Raw genomic sequence first — 24,081 nt, 5'->3', positions numbered from 1 at the left:
CCGCGCCTCGTTCCCTCGCCTCATGTCCCCCGGCCGGATCGGCCTGATGGAGACCCCCAACCGCATCGTGCTGCCCGCCATGGACATGAACGTGTCCGAGGACGGGGAGATCGAGCAGCGGGAGATCGACCACTACGTGGCCCGCGCGAAGGGCGGCGCCGGCCTGATCATCACGGGCGCGTGCGCGATCGCGTTCCCGGTGGGCGCGGCGTCCATGAAGGAGCCGGGCCTGTCGGATGACAAGTACATCCCGGGCCTCAAGGCGCTGGCCGACGCCGTGCACGCGGCGGGGTCCAAGCTGTGCGTGCAGTCCACGCACCACGGCAAGGTCGCGCGCGTGGACGTGGCCAACGACCGCCCCGTGATCGCACCCAACAAGCCGGACTACGACTACGACTACTCCGCCCTGGCCGACAGCACCGGCGAGGAACTGGGCCGGATGGGCGCCGCCACCGGCGGCAAGAAAACGGTCTTCAAGGAGATGGACCACGCCGACATCGCGTGGCTCATCGAGACCTGGGCCGAGGCGGCCGACCGCATCGCCCGCGCCGGCGCGGACGCCACCGAGATCCACGTGGCGCACGGCTACATCCTGGGCGTGTTCCTCAACCGTCGGGACAACCAGCGCACCGACGAGTACGGCGGCGCGCTGATCAACCGCGCGCGGCTGGCGTGCGAGGTGATCGAGGCCGTGAAGAAGCGCGTGGGGGACCGGCTCGCGGTGATCGTGCGCGTGGCCGGGCAGGAGTACGGCCAGGAGGGCGGGCTCGAGCTGGACGAGGCGGTCCTCGCCGCCCAGCTGTTCGAGCGCGCCGGCGCCGACGCCATCCACGTCACCGGCTGGGGCCGCAACCCGTTCGACAACTTCACCGACGGCCCCCTGCCCGACACCATCGGCGCGTACGTGGACAACGCCGCGGCCATCAAGAAGGCCGTGTCGATCCCCGTGATCGGCGTGGGCCGCATGTTGCCGGAGGTGGCGGAGAAGTCCATCGACGACGACAAAGTGGACTTCGCCGCGATGGGCCGGCAGTTGCTCGCCGATCCGAACCTGCCCAACAAGTTGGCCGCCGGGACGCCGGAGCGCGTGCGCCCGTGCATCAACTGCTACCTCTGCGTGGCGGAGAACTTCTTCGACGACACCCCGTTCTGCGCCGTGAACCCGGCGCTGGGTAACGAGACGATCCTGCCGTTGACTCCGGCGCCGAAACGCGAGCACGTCGTGGTGGTGGGCGCCGGGCCCGCCGGCCTGGAGTCGGCCGTGGTGCTGGCCGAGCGCGGGAACCGGGTGACCGTGCTGGACAAGGCCGACCGCATGGGCGGCACCATGTGGTTCTCCACCCTCACCACGCCGGACAACGAGCCGCTCATCCGCTTCTTCGAGGCCGAGGTGAAGCGGCTCGGGATCGACGTGCGGTTGAACACCGAGGCCACGGTGGAGTCGATCCGCGCGCTCGGGGCCGACCGGGTGATCGTGGCGACCGGCGCCAAGCGGCCCGCCCCGGCCATCCCGGGCGGCGACCTGCCGCACGTGCACACCGGTGACTCGCTGCGGGCCACCATGCTCGGTACCGCCACCACCGACGAGGCCGGGACCTTCCTCCGCACGGTCGGCAAGCTGGGTCGGCTGTCGACCATCACCAAGCGGCCCGCGTGGATCCGCAGGCTCACCAAGATCGCGTTGCCGATGGGCAAGAACGTCGTGGTGATCGGCGGCTCCCTGGTGGGTCTGGAGCTGGCGGAGTTCCTCGCCGAGCGTGGCCGCAAGGTCACCCTCCTGCATGAGTCCCAGCAGCTCGGTCTGCCGTTGGCCATGCCGCGCCGCTGGACCGCCGTCCGTCACGCCCGCGAGCACGGCGTCGACATCCAGCGCCGGGTGAAGGTCAGCCATATCACCGAGTCGACGGTCGCCTGGACCGATGCCAAGGGTCGCGCCCAGTCCGCCCCTGCCGACATGGTCATCTACGCCGACGGCACGACCGCTGCCGCCCCGCTGGCCGACGAGCTCCGCGCCGCCGGCATCGACAGCGAGGTCATCGGCGACGCCGGCGAGGTGGGCTACATCCACGGCGCCATCCACTCGGCGTGGAAGGTTGCGGCGGTGGGCTGACGCTCCCTGAAAAGGCGGAGGTGCCGCCCGGAATCATCGGGCGGCCCTGCCTACAACATCATCCGCCTGCGCGTCCCGAAATTACGAGGTCTCGCAGTGGCACCAAACCCGTGGGCGATTCGAGGGCCCAGAAACTCAGCCCGCTCATGTTGGTCACTTCGAGAGAATGGGCTGCCTCGTCTAGAGACTCATATTGGTGAGTGCCATCAATCACAAGGACGCCGTCCGAATTGATGACAGCATCGACTTCCCAGCTGGGGTCAATGGGATCGAGGAGATCACCTGACTGGAGGAAGCCAAGCTCGATAAGCGTCGCCAGGCTGGGTTCCTCAACTGGCTCGCGGAGGTCCTGACCCACCTCCGCGGGCGGCGCATTTGTCGGGCCAGACAACTGCTCGTAGGCGTCCCTGGTTACCTCCGCCATCAGGGTGCGCCTTGCGCTGAGAAAGTCGTCGTAGCTCATGTTCTCCCACCCGTCGGGGAGTGCGTGCCAGTACATCTGCTTTGCCAGCCACTCCGGAGAGCTTGAGCGCTTTTCGACCAGTTGCGGCCAGTATTCTGATGGCGGCTTATTAGAGATTGCGATGTTTGTGCTCCAGTCTGTCGGCGCGAAGTTCGCTGCCTGATTGATGCGTTTGATATCGGTGATGCCGAGGGTCTTCTCCTGGTAGGAGCGGGGGAACAGGTGATGACCTTCTGTGCCTTTCGCCGCTGGTTGGTAGGGATCCATCCAATCGACCACGCGTGCATCGAGCATGAACATCTTGGCGTCGAGAATGTTCAGGGCCGCGAGATAGCACTGGTAGTACGGCGACAGAGCTGGGCCGGATGTCATGAGGTTCTGAGGCATGTTGTACTCCCAGAAATCTGGCGTGAGCTGCGATTGGATGATGGAGTCGAGCAGGTTGACGAAGCCTTGGGAGTCTCTCGCATCGACTGTGGCGATCCGGTCGAGGTCCTTTTGAATCTGCGATTCTGACGAGCCCGTGTACCGGGCGGTCAGTTGCGACATGAATAACCATCGAGCCACCAAGGTGCGCAGAGTGGCGAGCTCAACGCCGTACTCGTTTCGACCGAGCAGGAAGATTACATATGAGTAAATGATGTTCATGTTGGACGTGAGATTTGCCGATGAACGGAAGCCGGCTGTTCTGATTGATCGGATGTACTCGGTCCAGCTGACCTCGTTAGTAACGACAGGCAGGGCGGCCCGTAGCTTGTCGAGTTCAAGATCTTGCCGCTTCGAGTCGACCTGACCGGTGCTCTTATCCTTTGCCTGCAGTGCGGCGTAGGCATCCTGGAGTCGTCCCCGGCCCTGGCCCACCGCAACCATCGCACGAATTACGTGTCCAGTCTCGACGGCGATGTAGGGGTTCAAGGCCGTCCACGACACAGGGGTGCCAGCGATCTCGGAAGCGCGCTGAGGGCTCACTCTCGAATTTCGAGCGAACTCTTCGATCTTTTCTCTGCCCTCGGGCCAAAAAACACTGAGCCAAGTCAGAATGTAGTCGTAGGACTTGAGCCTGACCCCTTCTGAATTAATACGCACGAATACATCCGCAACAAGCTTCTTTTCCACTTCCTTCTGGATGTGGACGACGTCAAACTGATAGTTCTTGAGCTCGATGAGCCGGGCGAATACCCTCTCAATCTGCTCCTCTTCTTCTTCGCTTAGAGAGTGCCCGACCGCCTCGAGGCGTTTAATAAACGCCTTGCGGGCCGAGATGGGGGAAGAAAAACATGCCGCGATATCCTCCACCCAATAGACCGACTTCGCGAGGGCGGGCGTGCGAACCTCGAACTTTTCGCTGAACGGGTTGAACGAAATGGTGATGGTTCGAAGTCGATAAGCCTCGTCACGAACAGGTTGTCCCTGGATTGCGGCGTATAGACTTGTGAGGCGCTGCTGACCGTCGATGATCTGGTGGCTCGCACCCAGCTGGCCGTGCGCGTTAATCGCCCGCGTCTCGCCATCGGCCGACACGTCCCAAAACATCAGCGCGCCAACCGGGTATCCCCGGTACATCGAGTCGAATAGATCTCGAACCTTGGTGGTGGGCCACACGAAAGGACGTTGAAGGTCCGGCAGCTGAATTTGCCCGGTACTAACGCCGTTGACGAGTTGATCTACCTGCCACGAAACGGTCTTGAAGATGGCAGCCATGTAGCCGTACCTCCTACTGTCGGTCTCCGACGAAAGTGGCTGATGTAGCAAGTCAGCAGGACTCGGGATGATGCTACTTCGTTAATTGGTCTCTTACGGGCAAAGGGCCATAGCCTCGTTCGAACCGTTCGTGATGAACGGGGAAAGGGAGCGGAACTCATGTCTTACGGTGAGCAGACAAGCCCGAGTCCTGACCTGAAGGTTCGTCGGATACTCGCACAGCCGCGCTCGACCGGGCCGGACGCATCGACCTGCCTACACAGGCATCGGACCGTGTAGTGATCGAAGAGTGAGGCGACTCGAGAGACCATCAAAGCGGAGGTTCTCCCAGCTTCGCAGGAATTTATGCTCCGATCGACGTTCACTGCCACTTTCGTCGTCAGCCACATCACCCAGTCGAGGGGCAACTGGACGATGTAAAGGGCAGCGCCCAATCCGTCATGCCGCCATTGTCCTCTATGCCGAGGGCACCACCCGCCGCCGCCTCGCTAGACGACGAGCTCCGCGCCGCCGGCATCGACTGCGAGGTCAGCGGCGCCGGCGAGGTGGGCTACATCCACTCAGCATAGAATGCCGCGGCTGTCGGGTAGGCGATCGTTGGTTGTTCGGTCTCGGCGCAACCGTCCGTAGGAGGCGCGCTGGGGCCAGTGCCGTCTCGCTCCGCAATCACCACTTGCCCTCATCCTCCCCGGCACGGATCCGTTCTTCGGCTTCCTTGCAGTACCGCTTCCACGCCGCGTACCCCTCACCCAGGGTCTGGCACGGTTCGCGCTTGAAGATGCGAAGCCACTTACCGCTGTAGACCGCACCTTCCAATCCGCACTTTGAGCAGGTCAGGGTGCCTTCGATCTCAAGTGGCTCCCACCCCTTGACGGGATTAATTACGGTGTCGATGGCGTCAGAGCATTCTTGCTTGGTCACGACGTCCGCGTGGTGCCAAGCCAGAGTGCCGTCGTCCTCGACGACGACGCAAATCGGCTCGCCGGCCTTGACCTGAATGGTGGTCATGGGTCCTCCTCAAGGACAGGTGGCTCAGAAGCCATATCGAACGCGGCGCCCGGAACGTCACCAACTCAGGTTCATAGGGCTGCACATTTCATGATCGGCACAGGCTGAGACCGAATCGGCCCTGGGCCTCCGGAGCTGGATTTTGGGGGTGGCTCATCCGCTGGGGTCGTACGATTTGGAGCTTCGGACGGTCGCACGTACTGTCGGTGAGGCAATCGACGCGGGGTGGAGCAGCTCGGTAGCTCGCTGGGCTCATAACCCAGAGGTCGCAGGTTCAAATCCTGTCCCCGCTACCACTTACCAGGCCCGGTTCCCGAGAGGGAGCCGGGCCTGAGTGCATTGCGCGACCAGGATCCCGATCGACCAACGGGTAGAGACGGGCGGTGGGAGCAATGAGAGACGACGGCGGCGCGCCCGCTCGTGCGGGAGTCCGAAGGCGGACTGTGACCTGGGGTGCCCTGCACGGGGCGTTCAGGGCACCCCAGGTCAGCGGCCTGACGCTATACCGGCGACGGCGGCAACGGCGGTAGAGCGCATGGGTCTTCCGTCCCTTCGTGTAGCCGATATCCCGAGGCCCTGACGAGCATTGCCCCGACTCCCGACTAGTTCGCCTTGTCGGCGTTGTGACGCCGCGAACGGCAAGAAGGTCTACTAGCTGAGAACGACCAACTGTTGCGTTGCCCGCGTCATCGCCACGTAGCTGTCGACTGCACCGGTGACGCCCGAGCCTAACGAATCTGGGTCGACAACGACCACAAGATCGAACTCGAGCCCCTTGACCCGGGCTGGGGGCAGCACGCGGACACGGTCGGAACCGTCGAAGTCGGGGACAGAAGTGCTGGGCGCGCAGATGATGCCGACCATGCCCTCGAGGTGGGTGGCGAGCCACTCATCGACCACGCTTTGGAGGTCCTCGACGTGGCCGTGCTGGACGGGGATCCCGCTGCGGCGGACCGATTCGGGCACGTTGGCGTCGGGCCGCACTGACCGGATCACTGGGGCGGCGGCCTCCATGATCTCGGCGGGCGTGCGGTAGTTGATGCTCAGATGCACGGAAGTGAGGCGGGCAAGGGAGAGGCCGATGCGTTCCAGCCGCTCGGTCCAGGACTCCTCGAAATCGCGGCGGGACTGCGCGCGGTCGCCCACCACCGTGAGACTGCCCGACGGGCAGCGGCGCAAGATCATCCGCCACTCGGCGTCGGTGAGTTCCTGGGCCTCGTCGACGATGATGTGTCCGAACTGGCCCGCCAGTCGAGCATCGCCGGCGGCCGGGTCCTCGTCGGGTGACGTATCGAGTAGCGCCTCCTGGAGGTCGCCGTGGCGGAGCATGGGGGAGACGCCTTCGGGGTCGTCGTCGGCAGCGATGAGGTCGTCGATCACCCGCTGGCGCCTCGCGAGTTCCGCGGATCGCTCGGCCCGACGGCGCTGAGCTCTGCGCGCCCGGTCGGCGTCGCCCAGCCGGTGGTGGGCCGCGTCCAGGAGCGGCAGGTCCACGGTCGTCCACGCGCCGGCCGCGGGTCGCTGAAGGAGCTGGAGCTGCTCGGTGGTCAGCCACGGTGCGCACAGGCGCAGGTACGCCGGGACGGTCCACAGGTCCCCGACAAGATCGGTGGCGCTGATCATCGGCCATACCCGGTACAGGGCGCGGTGCAGGTCCGGGTGCGCTGCGAGCTCAGCGCGGAGGACCTCCTCGGGCACGCCTCCGGTGCTGCTATGGAGGGCCCGGTCAACGAGGATCTCGGCGACCGTCTCGCGGATCTGCGGGTGAGCCTCGTTGTGGGGAGTGCCGTCCTCGACCGAGCCGAACGCCTCGGCCCAGTCGGCCGGCGTCAGACGCAGGTCCACCCACTCGGTCTGCACCAGCATCGACTGCTCGGGCGGCTGCTCGTAGAAGCGCACCGCGGCCACGATCGCCTCGACCATGCGCAGCTCGGACTTCAATCGAAAGACCTCCGGATCGGGCTCGTCGGGCAGTCCGCCGGGCGGTGTCGCGATCACCCCGCCGAGCGCGGCGAGGCCCAGGTCGGCGGCCGTCGCGGTCTGCACGCTGTGTTCACCGAGCGACGGGAGCACATCGGCCACGTAGTCCAGATACGGCCGGTGCGGCCCGAGGAGGAGCAGGTTGCCGCGGCGTAGCCCCCCGCGGGACTGGGCGTGCAGCAGGTAGGCCGCCCGGTGCAGGGCCACCACCGTCTTTCCGGTGCCCGGTCCGCCGTCCACGATGAGGGTGCCCCGGGAGTCCGCGCGGATGATGGCGTCCTGATCGGCCTGGATCGTGGTGAGCACATCGCGCATTCGGCCGGTCCGCGCCTCGGACAAGCTCGAGACGAATGCCGAGAGGTCGTCGGGGCTGACGTGAGCGGACACCTCGTCGTCGTCGCCAAAGACCTCATCCCAGTAGTCCACGATGCGCCGGCCCGACCACCGGTACCGACGGCGATACCTCACGCCCCTCGGATCGGCGAGCGTCGCGGCGAAGAACGGCTCGGCGGCCGGGGTGCGCCAATCCACGAGGAGGGGAGTGCCGGCCGCATCGGTGAGGCCGATGCGGCCCACGTACACCGGCGCGGACCCGGTCTGGTGGTGGTCGGGGTGGTGCGAGTCGGGGGCGGCGGGGTCCGAAATAGCCACGGCGTAGTGGCCGATGCACACGTCCAGCCCGAACCGGCGCAGCGTGGCGAGCTCGGCGACCAGGCGCCGGATGTCGGCGTCGCGCTCGATGGTCTGCGCGCCGCGGCCGGCCGGGTCGCGGCGGCGGGCGTCCAGACGGGCGGACAGGGAGGCGACCTTCTGGTCGAGGGCGTGGGAGATGGCGGCGAGGTGGCGTTCGTCGGCGGCGATGTGCGCCGGGTCAGCCTTGTGGGCGAGGTGATCGGGGAGGGCGAAGATGCCGGGTGCCTCGGGGGACATGGCGACAGTGTGCGCCCCCACCGGGGTCTTGCCGCAAGGCCCCCTACCAGCTATAACTTGAGAAGGGGAGGGGTTTCCGGCAGGAATCTAGTTGCCTGGAGGCTGCCAGATCGACGCTGCGCCTCGCAGTGGCTCGCCCCCACGCTTGTCGTCAATGACGCTCTCGACATCGACCGGCCGGATGGTCACGGTCTCAGGGTGGTCGCTGGGTCTATACTCGTATAGCGGCGGAAGGGGTGTCATGACGGCCAAACAGCTGAACACCAAGTTGGACGACGAGACCATCGCCCGTCTGGACCATCTGGCTCGAGTCACCGGCAGGTCCAAGTCGTTCTACGCGAGCGAGTTCATCCGCAGCGGACTCGACGAGATGGAGGACTGGTACTTGGCCCGGCACCGTCTGGAGGAATTCAGGCAGTCAGACGATTCCGCGATCCCGTTGGACCAGGTGGACTGGTCCTGAGGTGGCGTATCTGGTCGAGGTCACGCCGCACGTCCAGAAGGTCATCACCAAACTCGGTCGACAGGATAGGACTGCGCAGCAGAGAATCCGGGCATTCCTCGAGGAGCGAATACACGGGTGCGAAGACCCCAGGTATCTCGGGAAAGCACTTCGCGGCGACCAGCACCTCTGGCGGTACCGCGTGGGCGACTACCGGATCATCTGCTTGATCGAGGATCAACGGGTGACCGTCCTCGTTGTCGATATTGCCCATCGGCGCGAGGTCTATCGATAGCGGCCCTTGGTGCTTCTGCCCTGTTACGCCCCGGGGGCACGGGCTTCTACGACCCAGGTTCCGGCGCCCAGACGGACCTCGCCGTCGGTGACATGTTCACCCAGCGCGGCCGCGGCCGCGGCGACAGCGGAGTCGCGGGCATCGGGGTTGGCGGCCATCGCCATCATGGCCTGGGGGTTCTGTTCCAGCGCCTGCCGGGCGAGTTGTTCGAGGCGGTCGGCGGGGCCGAGGGTGACCTCGTCGGGGCCGGGGTTCACCTCGACGGACTGGAAGCCGGCGGTCTCCAACACGCTGCGCACGCGGTCCGGGTCAGCGAACGAGAACGGTCCCGGCGCGCCCGGCGGAGGCACAGGGGCACCACCGAGCCGGGCCAACGCGGCGCCGGTGGGGACCGTGATAAACGGGTTCGCGGCGGGCGCGGCAAAGCAGACGAACGCGAGCCGGCCGCCCGGTCGGAGGGCCGCCCGGACGGCGGAGAACGCCACCTCGGGTCGGTCGAAGAACATCACGCCCATCCGCGAGAACGCGGCGTCGAACGGGCCGGGCAGCGGCTGGCTCTCCACGTCGAGGGTGAGGAACTCGACGTTCTCCGCGTCGGCCTCATCCACCAGGCGAGCCTGCGCGCACTCGACCATCGGTCGCGACACGTCCACGCCGACCGCCGACCCGTCCGGGCGCACCCGGCGTCCGATCTCCAACGTCGTTGTCGCGGTCCCGCACCCGATGTCCAGCACCCGCTGCGGTGGGCCGAGGTCCAGGCGGTCGAGGGCCGCGCGACCGAGCGGCTCGAGAATCGTGTCGTACGCGAGCGCATTGCGCACCCACGACTGCCCCACGGGACCACTCCAGAGGTCGGCCTGCGATGCACTCATGATGAGCTCCAATGCCTCGACTCCCATCGTAGAACCGGGGAGAGGCGACCGGAACCCTCACGGCAGCGGCACCACACTCACAGGGCACGCGACTCTCCACAGGCTGCGGTGCCGGGGACCGTGACGCGGGCGAGGAAGCCGTCGAGAGGTGTGACGCTGTCGGCCATGCACATCGCCACACCCATCTCTGGCACTCGCTACGACACCGTGCTCCGCCAGGCCCTCGCCTACGTTCGCGCCGGGGACTACCGTGCTCGCCGAATCACCTTGAGGGGAGCGCCCGGGGTCTTCGCCGACAGGACCGCGATCGTCACTCCCCATCGCGACAGCTCCGGCGCGTTCGATGCCGATGATCTGGCGGCCCAGCTCTACGCGCTCGCCCACGGCATCCCGTCCGACACGGCCACCTACACCGACGGCTACTTCATCAGCGGGGGACGAATGTACTCGGCCCGGGCCGAGGCGTATGAGATCGACTGGCCGTGACCGGTCGGCGGCGGAACTGAGACACTGGGTGCGGCCCGGTTCACGGGCAACTGGCCCCCGCGCGTCATTCCTCCCCACGGTCGAGTGCGCGCCCGTCCGAAGGACTCTCGTGTCTGCTCCTGCCGCCCCCGGGTCGCCTGTGACCACCGTCAGCTGGCGAGAGAAGGGCGAGGACCGCACTGCCGGGTGGCGTTCCGAGAACGGCGCGCCGCCGCCGCGGGACATCGTGGTGATCCACGACGACATCGCCGCGGACAAGGCGCTTCGGATGATCCGGCGGGGCACCGGCCTGCTGTGGCGGGGCGACTTCCACAACGCCCGCCAGCTCATGCGCGCCCTCGACCGGCGTCTGCAGAAGCGGGCGTCCCGGGCGCCGCAGAGCTCCGACGCCAGCGATGTGTTCCTCGCCAACCGGAAGGCACGCGCAGAGCGGGCGGAGACGCTGGGAAAGATCCTCATCCCCCTGGAGCAGGACAACTCGGTTCGGCTGCGCCGAGCGCCCGATGTGCGGGCCGCCTGCACCCATGCCTACGGGCCGCCGAGCGACAACGGCAACGACCCCGCCGGTCGGGAGACGCTGGTCTCGCTGCCCGAGCTCCTCGGCGTCATCAGCGCCTACGAGTGGCACCTGGGCGGCATCGAGGTGGCCGCGTTGGGGGCCCGGATCCATCCCGCCTACGGCGTGTTCGCCCCCACCCGTGACGAGTACATCGACCTGGTCGCTGACGCCCCCTGGCCGCAGGGTGTCGAGAATCCGATCGTGTGGGACATCGGCACCGGAACCGGCGTGCTCGCGGCCGTCCTGGCACGGCGTGGGGCCCGGAAGGTGGTGGCGTCCGACATCAACCCGCGCGCGGTGCAGTGCGCGCGGAACAACATCAGCCGGCTGGGGTTGGCGGACCGAGTGGACGTGGTGGAGGCCGACCTGTGGCCTTATGACGACGACGACGAGGTGGGCGACTCCCGGCGGGCCGACGTGGCGGTGTGCAACCCGCCGTGGATTCCCGGTCGTCCGACGTCCGCGCTGGAGCAGGGGATTTACGACCCGGGCTCGGACGTGCTGGGCCGCTTCCTGGACGGGCTCGCGCAGCACCTCACGCCGCGGGGCGAAGGGTGGCTGATCCTGTCCGACCTCGCCGAGCATCTCGGCCTACGCACTCGCGACGAACTCCTGCATCGCATCGCCGCCGCCGGCTTGACCGTGATCGGCACCCACGAGACGACGCCTCGCCACCCGCGCGCGGCCGACGGTGCCGATCCGCTCCACGCTGCTCGGTCGCGCGAGCGGACCATCCTGTGGCGACTGGCCGCGCGGGCCTCGTGAGGATTGCGGTACACGGCCGCTGAGGGCGCCCGCCTGTCCCGCCAGTCGCGACTGGCCGACCAGACCGGTTTCCAGAGCAGACCAGCTACCGGGGCAGCCTGACATCACCGGCGGAGCGGCGTCATCTCCCACCACGTCGCACTGCGCCACAGCCACTCGGCGAGACCGAAGCGGAACCGGGCCAGCCACACGCGGCTCGCCACGATCTGAGCCACGATGATCCCGACCACCAGCGCGACGATGGCAGGCCAGTCGTCCAGCCCGTCGATCGCCAGAATCGGGGAGAGCACGAGGATGAACGCCGTCGCCAGCAGGTAGTTGGTCAGCGCCATCCGGCCCATCGGGGCCAACGCCCATCGGAGCACGCTGCCCGCCGGTGTCCGCAAGGCGAGCACCACCAGACAGACGTAGAACAGGCCGGTCACCACCCCCGCGAGCTGGGACGGCAGGGACGTCGCTCCCAACGACAACCGCGGGAGGTGGATTCCGACGGCAACCGAGGTCCAGTACGCGATCGTCACCGCGCCGGATATCGCGGCGGCGAGCACCCATCGGCGAGTCTGGCGGCCGAGCGCGTCAGCGCAACCGAGACCTGCCAGCGCATAACCGACCACGAGCAGCCCGGGCATCACTCCGTATCCGGCGACCGTCTGCGCTCCGAGCAGCAACAGGACCAGACCCGCGGCGAGCGCCCACCGCGGCCGGAGGAAGGAGGCGGGTAGGAGGATGACAAGCCCGAAGACGGCGTACGGCAGCAACGCCTCGCCGGGGTGGACCAGCTGATGGAGGACGCCGAACCCCGCCAGCACGGCCAGGCGGCGGGCGAGGACGACTCGAGGGTGATCGATCCGGTTCCCGGCGGAGGCCAGGAAGATCGCGAACCCCACGCCGAACAGCAGCGTGAAAATCGGTAGGAAGCGTTCGTAGAAGCCGTATCGGACGATCGCCGGCATCACGGTCACCCCGAGGCCGGGCTGGTCGCCGAACAGCTCGGAGAACACCACCTGCTGGTAGACGTTGACCACGTGGATGCCGCAGAGCGCGAACCCGCGGATGACGTCCAGTTCCTCGATCCGCCGACGCCCTGTCGTCGTGGTGTCGAAGGTCAGCCTTTCGTCCGTGTCGCCTGCCACGAGGCGGACCGTAACACCGTCGGCGGGCCGGGAGAAGGGATGCAAACCGCCCGCCGGTTCTCCGGTCGGCCGCAGCGTCGTGACCTACCGTGGCGCCATGGACATCGCCGAATTGCTAGAGCTTGAGCATCGAGGCTGGTTATCGCTGTGCGACGGCACAGGGGCGGACTTCTATGGACGTCGTATGACCGCAGACGCCGTGATGGTTCTCACCCACGGTCTGGCCCTGGACCGCGAGGCGGTGATCGCCTCCCTCAACGAGGCACCGCCGTGGCAGTCCTACGACATCAGCGACGAACGCCTCATCGAGGTCGACGAGAACACCGCTGCGCTGGTGTACACCGGGCGAGCCTCGCGCGGCGAGGAGGACCACTTCCATGCACTGATGTCGACCGTCTACACGCGCCGCGAGGGACAGTGGCGGATCGCCCTCTACCAGCAGTCGCCCGTCCCGCCGGCCGTGCAGTAGCGCTGGGACACGGAGAGGTTGCTGGTCAGGCGGGGGTCGTCGGATTCAGGTGGGTCGGACATGTGGTCCGGTGCGGGGTCCTGGCCGGATGGCCCGCGGATGGCCCGGATGAGGAAGTCGGCCGCCAGCATCGGCGCGATGACGACCAGCGCGCCCCACCCGGTGGCCGCGACCGGCACCCAGTTGTCCCACCACAAGCTCGCGTCGCCGAGGTAGTTCCGGCGCCGAGGGGAGTGCGAAGCCGTGTGCATGTCCGGGATTCGGCGCCACTTGCGCATCGGATGGGGCGGTCAGTTGATGCCGGTTCGGCCGGGCGGGCAGGCGCGGGCCCCGACCTGGAGGCGACTGCCCTCGTCGTCGTCACCCCTCGATCCGTGCGGTGACCCTATGCGGACGGCGCCGGTGACGCGGCGGCGTCCCGGGGCGCGGCCTCCTGGGTCTTTGACTTTTGCCACGGCCACCGGCCCGAGATCTCCAGTTCCAGCGACCAGCTCAGGAACGTCCTGATCACGACGATCGCCGCCAGCACCGCCACGCTCTCCAGCGTCGGGGTGATCGCAACGGTTTTGATGATGTCCGCCGCCACCAGGATCTCCAGCCCCAACAGGATCGACCGGCCGAGGAAGCGGCGGAACCGGTGGTAGACGTCCGGCTGCCGGCTGAGCAGGCGCCACGCCGCGATGACCGTGGCGGCCACGATGCCGATGACGATCGCCGCCACCCCGAGCGCATCGATCACCTCGCCGACGGCCTCGATGGTGGATTGAAGGTGCATCGTCGATCTCCTCGCAGTCGGTTCCCGCTGGGGCCGTCGACCACCCCGTGACACCCGACCCTAGGTAGCCGCCGGCCGCGCGCCCGGGCGTTCGCCGATCCCGTAACCAGTTGCACTGAGACGGGTCTTGGGTACGTTTGTGGCCCACCGCCCTGGATTGATCGGCCCACGCAGATCGAACCCGCGCCTACTCGAGGAGGCACCGCACTTGCAGACGCCTACCGCAGAATCGACCACCGGAGCCACGGACCTTCGTCCGAACCCGACCCACGACCCCAACGAGCACCTGCGCGATCCCGACAAGGGCTACGTCGCACTGCTGGGCTGGGTGCCCAACGCCATCGACGCGCTCGACAAGTTCGACCGCCGCTACGTCGTGGTGGCACCGCCCTGGGCCGAGGAATACTGCAGTCAGCACCAGATCCCGTACGTCCCGTGGGACTTCGAGCGGCTCAACGACCGGTCCATGGAGATCGCCGAGACGCTGCGGGACATGGGCGTCGACGTGGCGATCCCGCTGTTCGAGGAGACCGTCGAGTGGGCGGGCGCCATCAACTCGATGCTGCTCGACAACCCCACCCTGTACGGGCAGTCTCTGCTGCTGCGGGACAAGGCGCTGATGAAGCGGCGCGCGCAGCTCGGCGGGATCCGCGTGGGCATCTTCGAGGAGGCGCACGAGCGGGACGACGTGATCCGCTTCCTCAAGCGCGTCAACCAGACCCTGCTCAAGCTCGACGGCGACCCCAACGACCCGATCCACCTCAAGGCCTTCGACAAGGCCGGGTGCCTCGGCCACCGCGTCATCCGTACTCCGGACGAGGTCGACACGATCCCCGACGAGGAGTTCCCCGTCCTCATGGAGTCCCACCTCGACGGCTGGGAGTTCGCCGTGGAGGCCTGGGTGCACAACGGCAAGATCGTGTTCCTCAACATCTCCGAGTACGTCACGCTCGGCTACTCGGTGTTCGTGCCGGCCTCGCCAGAGCTGGAGAAGTACCGTCCGGAGATCACCCGGCAGATCGAGAAGCTCATCAAGACCTTCGACATCAAGTTCGGGTTCGTCCACCCCGAGTACTTCGTCACCAGCGACGGCGAGATGTACTTCGGCGAGGTCGCCTACCGGCCGCCGGGGTTCAAGGTCTTCGAACTGCTCGAGCGTACGTACGGGTTCAACGCCTACCAGGGCCTGGTGCTGGCGTTCGACCCCAAGACCACCGAGGAGGAGATCGCCGCGTTCTTCCCGCGCGAGGTGGTCGACGCGAAGGGGCACGCCGGGTGCTTCGGCGTCTACCCGCGGCGCCGTGTCGTGTCCACGCTCGAGATCCCGGAGGCGACCGAGGACCACGAGTACTTCGAGTCCCACGAGCTCACCGCCCCGCTCGAGGAGACGGTCACCAAGCGCACCGCCTTCGGCACCCACTGGGGCCTGGTCTACTTCTTCGGCGACGACGCCTACGAGATGCGATCGGTCCTGCGCGCCCAGGAGGACCTCGACTTCTACGTGTGACGGCTCTGCCGGTACCGGCCCGCGGGTACGGTACGGGCTGGTGGGCGTGGACTGACGCGGGACGGACCTGCGCGGTCTGGAACGAGGCGCGGTGGGAGACGGAGAGTGGACTGAAGTGGGAAACGACGAACCCGCTACGACGCGGGTACTGGACAAGCGCGTCGCCTCCCTGACCGACGCGACCCGGGCGCTCGCCGAGGCGGGTGACGTGACCAAGGCGTCCCGTCTGCGGCGCGTCCTGGACGGGGCGCGGCTGGTGCTGCTGCAGGACGGCGGTCCCGCCGCCGTGCAGGAGATGGCCGCCGACCTCGAGGCCGCGGGGATCTTCGAGGGCACCGACTGGGACTCGCCCGCGGCCCTCATCCCGGCCCTGAGCGCCGGTACCCTTCGCAGCTCCGATGCGGACAAGGTGGTCACCGAGATCGTCAGCGACCTGCGGCTGGTCGCCGTGGCGCAGGGGCAGTACACCCACCCCGAGGTGACGGCCGAGCAGGCGCGGCAGCATCTCACCGAGGTGCTCGCCAACAACACGTCCCTGCTGTTCGGCGTGGCCACCGAGGCCGAGCGCACGCAACAGGGCCGGATGGCGACCGTCACCCGCACGGCCCTGGCGCACATCGCCTCGGAGATCGGCCTCGACGGCGTGCTCGACCAGCTGGTCGAGGAGATCTGGCGGATCCTGCGCCAACGCCCCATCCAGGTGGACCAGATCAAGCAGACCATCACCCAGATCTCGATCGCCCGCCAGGACCCGCAGCTGGGCTCCAGCGGCGGCGGCGTGGGCATCGACCGGCTCATCAGCAGCATCTACGGCACCACCGAGGCGAGCCGCGAGGACCCCGGGGTGGACGTCTACCTCTCCCGACTCGAGTCCATGGACGAGGGGACCCTCCAGTACGAGGCGGCCGGGTTCGCGCGGTCGATGCACGACACCGGCCTGGTGTCGCCGTACCACCCGGTGCTCGTGCGGTTCCTGCGGGAGAAGGGCAGCTTCCTGCTCAGCGAGGCGCTCGGGCTGTCCAGCACGGGCCGGGAGAGCCTGCTGTGCTTCCACGGTCTGGTCGACGCCCTGATCGACGCGGCCGTGCACCCCGAGACCGCGCAGTCCGTCTACGGGCTGGCGCTGCTGCTCGAGCGGGGGATCCTCTTCCAGCCGCCCGCCGCCCCCGCGCTGTGGCGGCTGCTGGCACTGCCGCTGTCCGGCTACGCGGCCGAGCGGCTCGCCCTCTCGTGCGGCCCCGCCCACGAGGGGCGCGTCTGGCTGCTGGCCGGCACCCTGTCGATGCTAGGGCAGCCGCTGGGCGTGGGGCAGGGTGACAACCCCACCTGCCAGTCCGCCCGAGCGCTGTCGATGTGGGCGTACAACGATCCCGACTACCTGCTGCAGATCATCGCGTGGGCGGCCCGCGACAACGAGGTCGTCATGCACTTCGAGGGCCGGCCGATCTCCTCCCGAGAACTCGACGCGGGCCTGGCCACCACCCTGCCCGTGGACCTCGACCCCGTGTCGCTGCTGGTGGTGCCACACCTGGACCGGATCTACGCTGAGATGGGCCGCCTGTGCTCGGACCGCCCGGGCGACCCCCACCGGTGGGTCAACCCCGAGTTCCACGGCTGGTGGTCGGCGCGCGGCTTCAGCATCAACGTAGACGTCGAGTCCGGCAGGCTGACCGGGCTCGAGGACTTCCTGCGGCACTTCTACGGCAGCTACCACCCGTTCCACAACGGCAACCAGCCGCTCATCCACCCGCAGCCCGCCGGCGTCGCCGTCACCGATTCCTCCGCGCGGTTCGTCGGGTGGCACGCCATCACCATCCTGCGGGTCGCGCTGGACCCGGACGAGACCATGCGCGTCTACTTCTTCAACCCCAACAACGACAGCGGGCAGGACTGGGGCAACGGCGTGGTGGTGAGCACCGCCGGCAACGGCGAGCGTTTCGGTGAGTCGTCGCTGCCGTTCGAGGAGTTCGCCTCGCGGCTGTACATCTTCCACTTCGACGCCCTCGAGCCCGGCGAGACCGAGACCGTCTCCGCGGAGGAGATCGCCCGGGTGACCGGGCTGATCCACGGCAGTTGGGGCGCCGACCGGCTACCGGAGCTCTAAGGGCTGCCGCGGCCCGGCCCGGCTCGGCTCGGCTGATCCGGCTTACGCGCCGAGAGCGGCGTAAGGCGTCCCGACGCCGGGGTGCCGAGTGGATGCGCTGCGGGAATGGTCCAATCCGCGCGCACAACTGCCGACAAGGTGTGCAAAGAGGACGCACAAGCCTGAGAGGGATGGGCGTGAGGGGGAGCATGCGCGCGAGCGTGGAGTGGATGGAGCGGCACCAGGTGTCGCTCTACCTGGCGGGTCTCGTCCTGGGCGGGGTCGTCGGGGTGCTCGCGCCGGCGGTGGCCGGCCCGGCGGAGCTCGCGATCCAGCCCGTGCTCGCGCTGCTGTTGTACGCGACGTTCCTCGGCATCCCGTTCGCGCGCATCGGCGGGGCGTTCCGTGACTGGCGTTTCCTCGGCACGATCCTCGCGGTCAACTTTCTGCTGGTGCCGCCGATCGTCTGGCTGCTGACGCGGATCGTCGCCCACGACCGGGTGCTCCTGGTGGGCATGCTGTTCGTGCTGCTGACCCCGTGCATCGACTACGTCCTCGTCTTTGCCGGCCTCGCCGGCGCTGACGTCCACCGACTCCTGGCCGCGACCCCGCTGCTCATGCTCGCCCAGGTGGCGCTGCTGCCGCTGTACCTGTGGCTGTTCGTCGGATCCGAATTCGTCGCGGCGGTGGAGCTCGAGCCATTCGTCGAGGCGTTCGTGCTGCTCATCGCGCTGCCTCTCGCGGCCGCGGCGCTGACGCAGTGCGTCGCCGGCCGCGGTGAGCCCACCCGGGCTGCCCGGGCCGGCCGCGTCAGCGGAGTCGGCCGGGCGGTGGAGCAGGGCGCGGCCGCGGCGATGGTCCCGCTCATGGTCGCCACGCTCGCGCTCGTGGTCGCCTCCCAGATCAGCGCGGTCAGCGAGCGGCTCGGCGCGCTGGTGCAGGTGGTCCCGGTGTACGTGGCGTTCGTCATGGTCATGGTGCCGGTGGGCATCGCGGCCGGGCGGCTGGCGGGCCTCGATGTGCCGGGCAGGCGGGCGATCGCGTTCAGTGGCGCGACCCGAAATTCCCTGGTCGTCCTCCCGCTGGTCCTGGCGCTGCCCGCGGCGTTCGATCTGGCAGCCCTCGTCGTCGTCACCCAGACCCTCGTCGAGCTCGTCGCCATGGTCGTCCTCGTTCGGCTCGTCCCCCGTCTCATCCCCGAGGTAACGCCGGTCACTTGACGGGCGTCGGGCGCGTGGTTCCGGTAGCTTCAGAGGGTTCCCGTGCGCGGCTCCGCCGGCGCCGGATTCTGCTCTCTGCTCACACCGCAATCCCAGAGGACGACCGTGACGTCTGAAGTCTCCGCCACCCCCCATTCCGCAGAAGCGGCCCGGGCCCCGCAGGCCTCCCCGCCGATGCCCGCCGCCACCGTGCGTCTGATCGCCCTGCTCGTCGGCGCCGCGTTCGTGGTGATCCTCAACGAGACCATCATGTCCGTGGCACTGCCCGAGCTCATGGGCGAGTTCGCGGTGACCGCCGCCACCGCGCAGTGGCTGACCACCGCGTTCATGCTCACGATGGCCGTGGTCATCCCGTTCACCGGCTGGCTGCTCGTGCGCCTGCCGCTGCGGTCCGTGTTCGTCATCGCGATGAGCACGTTCACCGCCGGCACCCTGCTGGCGTCGCTGGCCATGGTGTTCCCCATGCTCGTCGCCGGCCGGGTCGTCCAGGCGGTCGGCACCGCCATCATGATCCCGCTGCTCATGACCACCGTGCTCAACGTGGTTCCCGCCGACCGTCGCGGCCGCACCATGGGCGTCATCTCCATCGTGATCGCCGTCGCCCCGGCCATCGGCCCCACCGTGGGTGGCCTGGTGCTCGACGTGCTCAGCTGGCGCTGGATGTTCTGGTCCGTGCTGCCCATCGGTGTGCTGGCACTCGTGGCCGGAGCGGTGCTGATCCGCAACGTCACCGAGCCCCGGCGCATCCCGCTCGACATCCTCTCCGGCGTCCTCTCGGCGATCGGCTTCGCCGGCCTCATCTTCGGTCTCAGCTCGATCGGCGAGGCCGCCAGCGACAACGCCCTCATCTCGCCGTGGATCCCCGTGGCGATCGGCGTGGTCGCCCTGGCCGTGTTCGTCTGGCGCCAGCTCTCGCTCAAGGACTACGCGCTGCTCGACGTGCGGGCGTTCGCGTTCCCGACCTTCACCGTGAGCCTGGCCCTCATGCTCATCTCGATGATGTCGCTGTTCGGCACCCTCATCCTGCTGCCGCTCTACATGCAGCAGGTCGTGGGCACCAGCACCCTGAACTCCGGGCTGGCACTGCTGCCCGGCGGCCTGATCATGGGCGTGCTCGGCTGGTTCGTCGGCCGCGCGTTCGACCGGATCGGCCCCCGGCCGCTCATCATCCCCGGCTCTATCCTCGCGTCCGCCGGCCTGTGGGGGATGTACACGTTCTTCTCCGCGGACAGTTCGCTGGTCACGGTCGTCCTCTGGCACATCGTGCTCAGCGTGGGCCTGGCGTTTCTCTTCTCGCCGCTCATGACCTCCGCGCTCGGCTCCCTGCCGCCGCACCTGTACTCGCACGGCTCGGCGTTGCTCAACACCCTGCAGCAGGTCGCCGCCGCCGCGGGCACGGCGCTGTTCATCACCGTCATGACGCTGGGCATCGTCTCCGGCGCCGAGTCAGGCCTGGGCGACGTCGCCGCGCAGATGACCGGCGTCCACAACGCGTTGCTGCTGGGCGCGTGCATCTCGCTCATCACCGTCGTCGGCGTGTGGTTCGTCCGCAACAGTGCGCAGACCGAGGGGCCCGCCTCGGCGCCGACGGCCGAGGGGTCCGAGAACGCCACGGCGCAGGAGACCGCCTCGTCGGAGGAGATCGCCTCGGCGTAGCCGACAGTTCGGGTGTAGCCGGTAGCCCGAGCGTGGCCGGCCGAACGCCCGCCGGAGTGACCCACGCCATACCCTGGATGGCGTGAAGGTTGATCTGACGGTCCTGGCCATCCCGGCGTTCGTCGGGGCGATGGCGGCCGAATACGCGTGGCAGAAGCGCAACCCGGCCGTCGGGGAGCGGGCGGGGGACTACGAGTTCGCCGACACCATGGCGAGCCTCTCGATGGGCGTGGGGAGTCTGCTCGCCCCCTACATCTCCGCCACGGTGCTCTCGCCGCTCACCCCGCGGACAGGCAGATGCGCGAAAGCCGTGATGGGCCTGTCCCTCGGGGCGGCGGCCGTCGCCACCGCCGGGGACGTCCTACGCCGCCATCGCGGGTCGGGTCTGTCCGAGGCGGGGTCGTTGTCGTCGTCGTCATCCGGCCCGGGTCCCGACGTCGGCGGTGACACCGGCGTGGCGGTCCCTCCCGCCCTCCGTCGGATCACTGGCGGTTCTGCGGTGACCGCCGTGGCCTCGACCGTGGTGATGGTTTCCACGCTGTGGAGCGCGCAGACCGCGAGCTCCCGGCTCTTCCGGTCGTCCCCGTTGGACCTGGGGTCCGGGCCGCTGGCGTACGCGGTAGGGATCCTCGGCTGGGACCTCATCTACTACTGCAATCACCGCCTCGCCCACGAGTCGCGCTGGCTGTGGGCCATGCACGTCGTGCACCACTCGAGCGAGCGGTACAACTTGTCGACCGCGCTGCGCCAGCCCGTCGCCGAGGCGCTGACGATCTACGTGCCGTACGGGTTGCTCTCGCTGCTCGGGGTGCGGCCGGCGATCGTCATGGACGCCCGCGCGATCAACCTCATCTACCAGTTCTGGGTCCACACCGAGGCGGTGCGATCGATCGGGCCGCTGGAGAAGGTGCTCAACTCGCCCTCGCACCACCGCGTGCACCACGGCAGCAACCGGCGGTACCTCGACCGCAACCACGGCAGCATCCTCATCATCTGGGACCGGCTGTTCGGTACCTACGAACCCGAGCGCGAGGACGTGGTCTACGGGCTGACCACCAACATCGACACGTTCAGCCCGCTACGGATCGCCACGCATGAATGGGTCGCGATCGGGCGCGACATCTTCCGCGCGCAGACCTGGCGCGACCGCGCGGGGTACCTGGTGCGCGGGCCGGGGTGGGCCGGGGCGCGGAGGGCGTAGGGCCGCGGCGCGGGCGGACTCAGACGAGTCGGCGACCGACCATCCCGGCGGCATCGTCGAGCACCGCCCGGAACAGGGCGTCGTCGCGCAGTTCGAACCAACCCAGCGCCGCCCCGAACATCAGCGTCATCGCCTGCTCGGCCACCAGCAGTACGTCGGCGTCCCACCGCAGGCCCGCACGCTCGGCCAGGCTGCTGAGCAGGGTCACGATGATCCGTCGGTACTCCTGGTGGGACTGCGCGGCGAGAGCCCGCAGCTGCTCGTCGCGGGCCGCCATCAGAGACAACTCGAAGTAGGCGATCTCCGTCTTCGGATCGGCGAGGACGGAATCCGCGTAGGCCGCGAAGAGCTCGGCCACGGCGGCGGTCACGTCGTCGGGTCCGTGTACCGGCCGGTCCTGCTGCGTCTGCACCAGGTCCGACAGGTGCGTCAGGTCCAGACGCAGCACCGAACGCATCAGCTCGTCCTTGGAGGAGAACGCGTAGTGGACGGACCCGTGGGGCACCCCGGCCTCCTTCGCCAGGGCCCGAGTCGTGAGCGCCCACGCCCCGTCCCGCGCCATCACCGTCACCGCGGTCTCGGTGAGTTCCCGGCGGCGCTGTTCGATCGGCACCTGTGCGCGGCGAGCGTCAGCCACGGTTCACCTCCGACGCAGCGGAGTCCGCCCGTGCGGCTGGTGGCACGTATGGAAGGTTCGCCTCCGGCTCTCGCGCGGACGTGGCTGCTGCGGCGTCGTGCGCCTCTACCGGCGCCACCCCGGCCACCCCGGCCGCCCCGACCGCTCCGGCCGCTCCGGCCGCTCGCGACTCCGAGCGCAGGCCACGCCAGGCCAGCACCAAGGTGATCGCCGCCGTCCCGATGCCGATCGCGGCCACGAGATCCATACCCGCCAGGAAGGCGGAATCGGCGATCTCCAGGAGACGAGCGCCGCCGCCGGGCAACGTTTCCGCGATCTCGTGGGCGCCAGCCAGGGTCTGGGAGGCGGCGTTCGCGGAGTCGGCATCCATGCCGGGCAGGGTAGCGGTCTCGACCACGCGGCTCGAGTACACGGCCATCCCCGCGGTGCCGAGCACGGCGGTGCCCATCGCGCCGCCGAACTCGTAGCCGGTCTCGGAGATCGCCGCGGCGGCGCCGGCGCGGTCACTCGGGGCGGCAGTGAGGATGACGTCGTTCGTGAGGGTCTCGGCCAGGCCCACGCCGATGCCGAATAGGGCCGACAGGAGCGTGAAGAGGAGCATCGTCTCGGCGGTGTCCAACCGGGTGCCGATGACGAACCCGACGATCACGAGGGACAGACCCGTCATGATCACGGTGCGCACCGAGACCGTCCGCGCCAGAACCGGGGCCAGCAGGGTTCCGACGACGGCGGCCACCGCGAGCGGCAGCATCCACAGACCGGCCTCGGCCGAGCCCATGCCGCGCACGAGCATGAGGTACTGCGGGAGGAAGAACATCAGTCCCATGAACGCGAACACCGAGATCACGTTGATCGACACCGCCGAGGAGAACGCGAAGTTCCCGAACAGGGACACGTCGAGCATGGGGTTCTCGCGGCGGCGCTGACGGGTCACGAACCAGACCAGCGCGGCAGCACCGAGAACGAAGGCGACGAGCACCGCCCCGTCGATTCCCTTCACGCCGGTCTTGAGGGCGTAGACCAGCGAGATCATGCCGGCAATCGAGAGGATGACGGAGGTCGGGTCGAACGGGCCCGGGTTGGGGTCCTTCGCCTCGGGGAGCAGGAACGGGGCGGTGAGGAGGAACAGCGCGATGACCGGGACGTTCAGGAGGAAGACCGAGCCCCACCAGAAGTTCTCCAGCAGCAGCCCGCCGACCACGGGGCCCAGTGCGGCGCCGCCGGAGAACGCGGTGGCCCACACGGCGATGGCGGTGCGTCGCTCGGTGCGGTCCGGGAAGATCGCGCGGATCAGGCCGAGCGTGGAGGGCATGAGGGTCGCGCCGCCGATGCCGAGCAGCGCACGGCCGACGATCAGCATTTCAGGACTGGTGGAGAACGCGGCCACGAGGGAGGCGACGCCGAACAGGGGTGCGCCGATCATGAGGATCCGTTTGCGGCCGATCCGGTCTCCGAGCGAACCCGTGAAGATCAGCAGGCCCGCGAGCAGGAACGAGTAGAGGTCGATGATCCAGAGCAGTTGGTTCGACGACGGTTGCAGGTCTGCGGACAGCGCGGGCACGGCGATACCGAGCACGGACATGTCGATCGAGATCAGCAGAACGGGAAGGACGAGGACGAGCAGGGCCGTCCAGCGGCGTGCGGGGGACACGGGTGCCTCTCCAAGGCGGTCGGACTGCGGGCGGTGTGCACGCAGCGATGCCGGGGAGATCCGCACCCAGCGTAGACCATCCTGACACGAGGTTGGCCACCTGGCCAACCTTTCTTGGCCAGATGGCCAGAAGTGTGA

20 protein-coding genes and 1 tRNA gene are annotated in these 24,081 nt (G+C 68.3%); 12 read left to right on the top strand and 9 right to left on the bottom strand.

All coding sequences use genetic code 11. The annotated features are described in order from the left end of the window. Positions 1-22: 22 nt before the first annotated feature. Entirely contained in the window at positions 23-2,110 is a 2,088-nt protein-coding gene (locus tag VZF99_RS10065) for an FAD-dependent oxidoreductase (protein ID WP_407336108.1), read from the top strand. 58 nt (positions 2,111-2,168) lie between these two features. Here VZF99_RS10065 and VZF99_RS10060 read toward each other — a convergent pair whose 3' ends face one another. Beyond that, on the bottom strand, positions 2,169-4,274 hold the full coding sequence (locus VZF99_RS10060) for a DUF262 domain-containing protein (protein WP_407334670.1): 2,106 nt from the start codon (positions 4,272-4,274) through the stop codon (positions 2,169-2,171). A gap of 666 nt (positions 4,275-4,940) precedes the next feature. Continuing rightward, complete coding sequence (locus VZF99_RS10055) at positions 4,941-5,282, bottom strand: hypothetical protein (protein WP_407334669.1); 342 nt, start codon at positions 5,280-5,282, stop codon at positions 4,941-4,943. Between the two features lie 219 nt (positions 5,283-5,501). On the opposite strand from VZF99_RS10055, the gene VZF99_RS10050 reads away from it, so the two are divergent. Continuing rightward, positions 5,502-5,578: transfer RNA gene (locus tag VZF99_RS10050), tRNA-Met, on the top strand. 355 nt (positions 5,579-5,933) lie between these two features. Here the strand turns inward: VZF99_RS10050 and helR are convergent. Then, positions 5,934-8,192, bottom strand: a complete 2,259-nt coding sequence (helR, locus tag VZF99_RS10045) for an RNA polymerase recycling motor ATPase HelR (RefSeq protein WP_407334668.1) — start codon at positions 8,190-8,192, stop codon at positions 5,934-5,936. 241 nt (positions 8,193-8,433) lie between these two features. On the opposite strand from helR, the gene VZF99_RS10040 reads away from it, so the two are divergent. Together VZF99_RS10040 and VZF99_RS10035 are read left to right on the top strand one after the other, a co-directional pair. Further along, positions 8,434-8,655 carry a ribbon-helix-helix protein, CopG family gene (locus VZF99_RS10040; RefSeq protein ID WP_407334667.1) on the top strand — a complete coding sequence of 74 codons (222 nt, stop codon included), beginning with the start codon at positions 8,434-8,436 and terminating at the stop codon, positions 8,653-8,655. Between the two features lies 1 nt (position 8,656). Continuing rightward, a complete protein-coding gene (locus VZF99_RS10035) occupies positions 8,657-8,929 on the top strand; it encodes a type II toxin-antitoxin system RelE family toxin (RefSeq protein WP_407334666.1) in 273 nt (90 codons plus the stop codon). A gap of 23 nt (positions 8,930-8,952) precedes the next feature. On the opposite strand, the gene VZF99_RS10030 is transcribed toward VZF99_RS10035, so the two are convergent. Then, the gene (locus VZF99_RS10030) at positions 8,953-9,801 is read right to left on the bottom strand and encodes a class I SAM-dependent methyltransferase (protein WP_407334665.1); all 849 of its coding nucleotides are present in this window, start codon (positions 9,799-9,801) and stop codon (positions 8,953-8,955) included. Positions 9,802-9,966: 165 nt separating this feature from the next. On the opposite strand from VZF99_RS10030, the gene VZF99_RS10025 reads away from it, so the two are divergent. Together VZF99_RS10025 and VZF99_RS10020 are read left to right on the top strand one after the other, a co-directional pair. Next, positions 9,967-10,287 (top strand): hypothetical protein, encoded by a 321-nt coding sequence (locus tag VZF99_RS10025; RefSeq protein WP_407334664.1) that lies wholly within the window; start codon positions 9,967-9,969, stop codon positions 10,285-10,287. Positions 10,288-10,426: 139 nt separating this feature from the next. After that, positions 10,427-11,611, top strand: a complete 1,185-nt coding sequence (locus VZF99_RS10020) for a methyltransferase (RefSeq protein ID WP_407334663.1) — start codon at positions 10,427-10,429, stop codon at positions 11,609-11,611. Between the two features lie 104 nt (positions 11,612-11,715). On the opposite strand, the gene VZF99_RS10015 is transcribed toward VZF99_RS10020, so the two are convergent. After that, entirely contained in the window at positions 11,716-12,744 is a 1,029-nt protein-coding gene (locus VZF99_RS10015) for a DUF418 domain-containing protein (RefSeq protein ID WP_407334662.1), read from the bottom strand. Here VZF99_RS10015 and VZF99_RS10010 point away from each other — a divergent pair. Further along, positions 12,641-13,213 carry a nuclear transport factor 2 family protein gene (locus VZF99_RS10010; protein WP_407334661.1) on the top strand — a complete coding sequence of 191 codons (573 nt, stop codon included), beginning with the start codon at positions 12,641-12,643 and terminating at the stop codon, positions 13,211-13,213. The genes VZF99_RS10015 and VZF99_RS10010 overlap by 104 nt on opposite strands. On the opposite strand, the gene VZF99_RS10005 is transcribed toward VZF99_RS10010, so the two are convergent. Beyond that, positions 13,177-13,464, bottom strand: coding sequence for a hypothetical protein (locus VZF99_RS10005; protein ID WP_253002039.1), 288 nt, complete (start codon positions 13,462-13,464; stop codon positions 13,177-13,179). The two genes, VZF99_RS10010 and VZF99_RS10005, sit on opposite strands and share 37 nt — an antisense overlap. A gap of 134 nt (positions 13,465-13,598) precedes the next feature. After that, entirely contained in the window at positions 13,599-13,988 is a 390-nt protein-coding gene (locus tag VZF99_RS10000; RefSeq protein WP_120283807.1) for a DUF1622 domain-containing protein, read from the bottom strand. 208 nt (positions 13,989-14,196) lie between these two features. Between VZF99_RS10000 and VZF99_RS09995 the strand changes: the two genes are divergently transcribed. The 5 genes from VZF99_RS09995 (at position 14,197) to VZF99_RS09975 (ending at position 21,655) form a co-directional block, all read left to right on the top strand. Continuing rightward, positions 14,197-15,495 carry an acetyl-CoA carboxylase biotin carboxylase subunit family protein gene (locus tag VZF99_RS09995; RefSeq protein ID WP_253002037.1) on the top strand — a complete coding sequence of 433 codons (1,299 nt, stop codon included), beginning with the start codon at positions 14,197-14,199 and terminating at the stop codon, positions 15,493-15,495. A 115-nt stretch (positions 15,496-15,610) separates the two neighbouring features. Further along, positions 15,611-17,599, top strand: coding sequence for a hypothetical protein (locus tag VZF99_RS09990; RefSeq protein WP_407334660.1), 1,989 nt, complete (start codon positions 15,611-15,613; stop codon positions 17,597-17,599). 188 nt (positions 17,600-17,787) lie between these two features. Then, a complete protein-coding gene (locus tag VZF99_RS09985) occupies positions 17,788-18,798 on the top strand; it encodes an arsenic resistance protein (protein ID WP_407334659.1) in 1,011 nt (336 codons plus the stop codon). 105 nt (positions 18,799-18,903) lie between these two features. Then, positions 18,904-20,454, top strand: a complete 1,551-nt coding sequence (locus VZF99_RS09980) for an MDR family MFS transporter (protein WP_407334658.1) — start codon at positions 18,904-18,906, stop codon at positions 20,452-20,454. An 82-nt stretch (positions 20,455-20,536) separates the two neighbouring features. After that, positions 20,537-21,655 carry a sterol desaturase family protein gene (locus VZF99_RS09975; RefSeq protein ID WP_407334657.1) on the top strand — a complete coding sequence of 373 codons (1,119 nt, stop codon included), beginning with the start codon at positions 20,537-20,539 and terminating at the stop codon, positions 21,653-21,655. Positions 21,656-21,674: 19 nt separating this feature from the next. On the opposite strand, the gene VZF99_RS09970 is transcribed toward VZF99_RS09975, so the two are convergent. After that, positions 21,675-22,292, bottom strand: coding sequence for a TetR/AcrR family transcriptional regulator (locus VZF99_RS09970; protein ID WP_147368213.1), 618 nt, complete (start codon positions 22,290-22,292; stop codon positions 21,675-21,677). Continuing rightward, positions 22,285-23,943 carry an MFS transporter gene (locus tag VZF99_RS09965; RefSeq protein ID WP_407334656.1) on the bottom strand — a complete coding sequence of 553 codons (1,659 nt, stop codon included), beginning with the start codon at positions 23,941-23,943 and terminating at the stop codon, positions 22,285-22,287. The genes VZF99_RS09970 and VZF99_RS09965 overlap by 8 nt, the downstream gene beginning before the upstream one ends. Positions 23,944-24,081: the final 138 nt, after the last annotated feature.

It is taken from the genome of Dietzia kunjamensis (assembly GCF_045689975.1).
Classification (GTDB): Bacteria; Actinomycetota; Actinomycetes; order Mycobacteriales; family Mycobacteriaceae; genus Dietzia; species Dietzia kunjamensis.
Note: the sequence above shows the minus strand (reverse complement) of the source record. Positions and strands in the feature narration are given on the sequence as shown.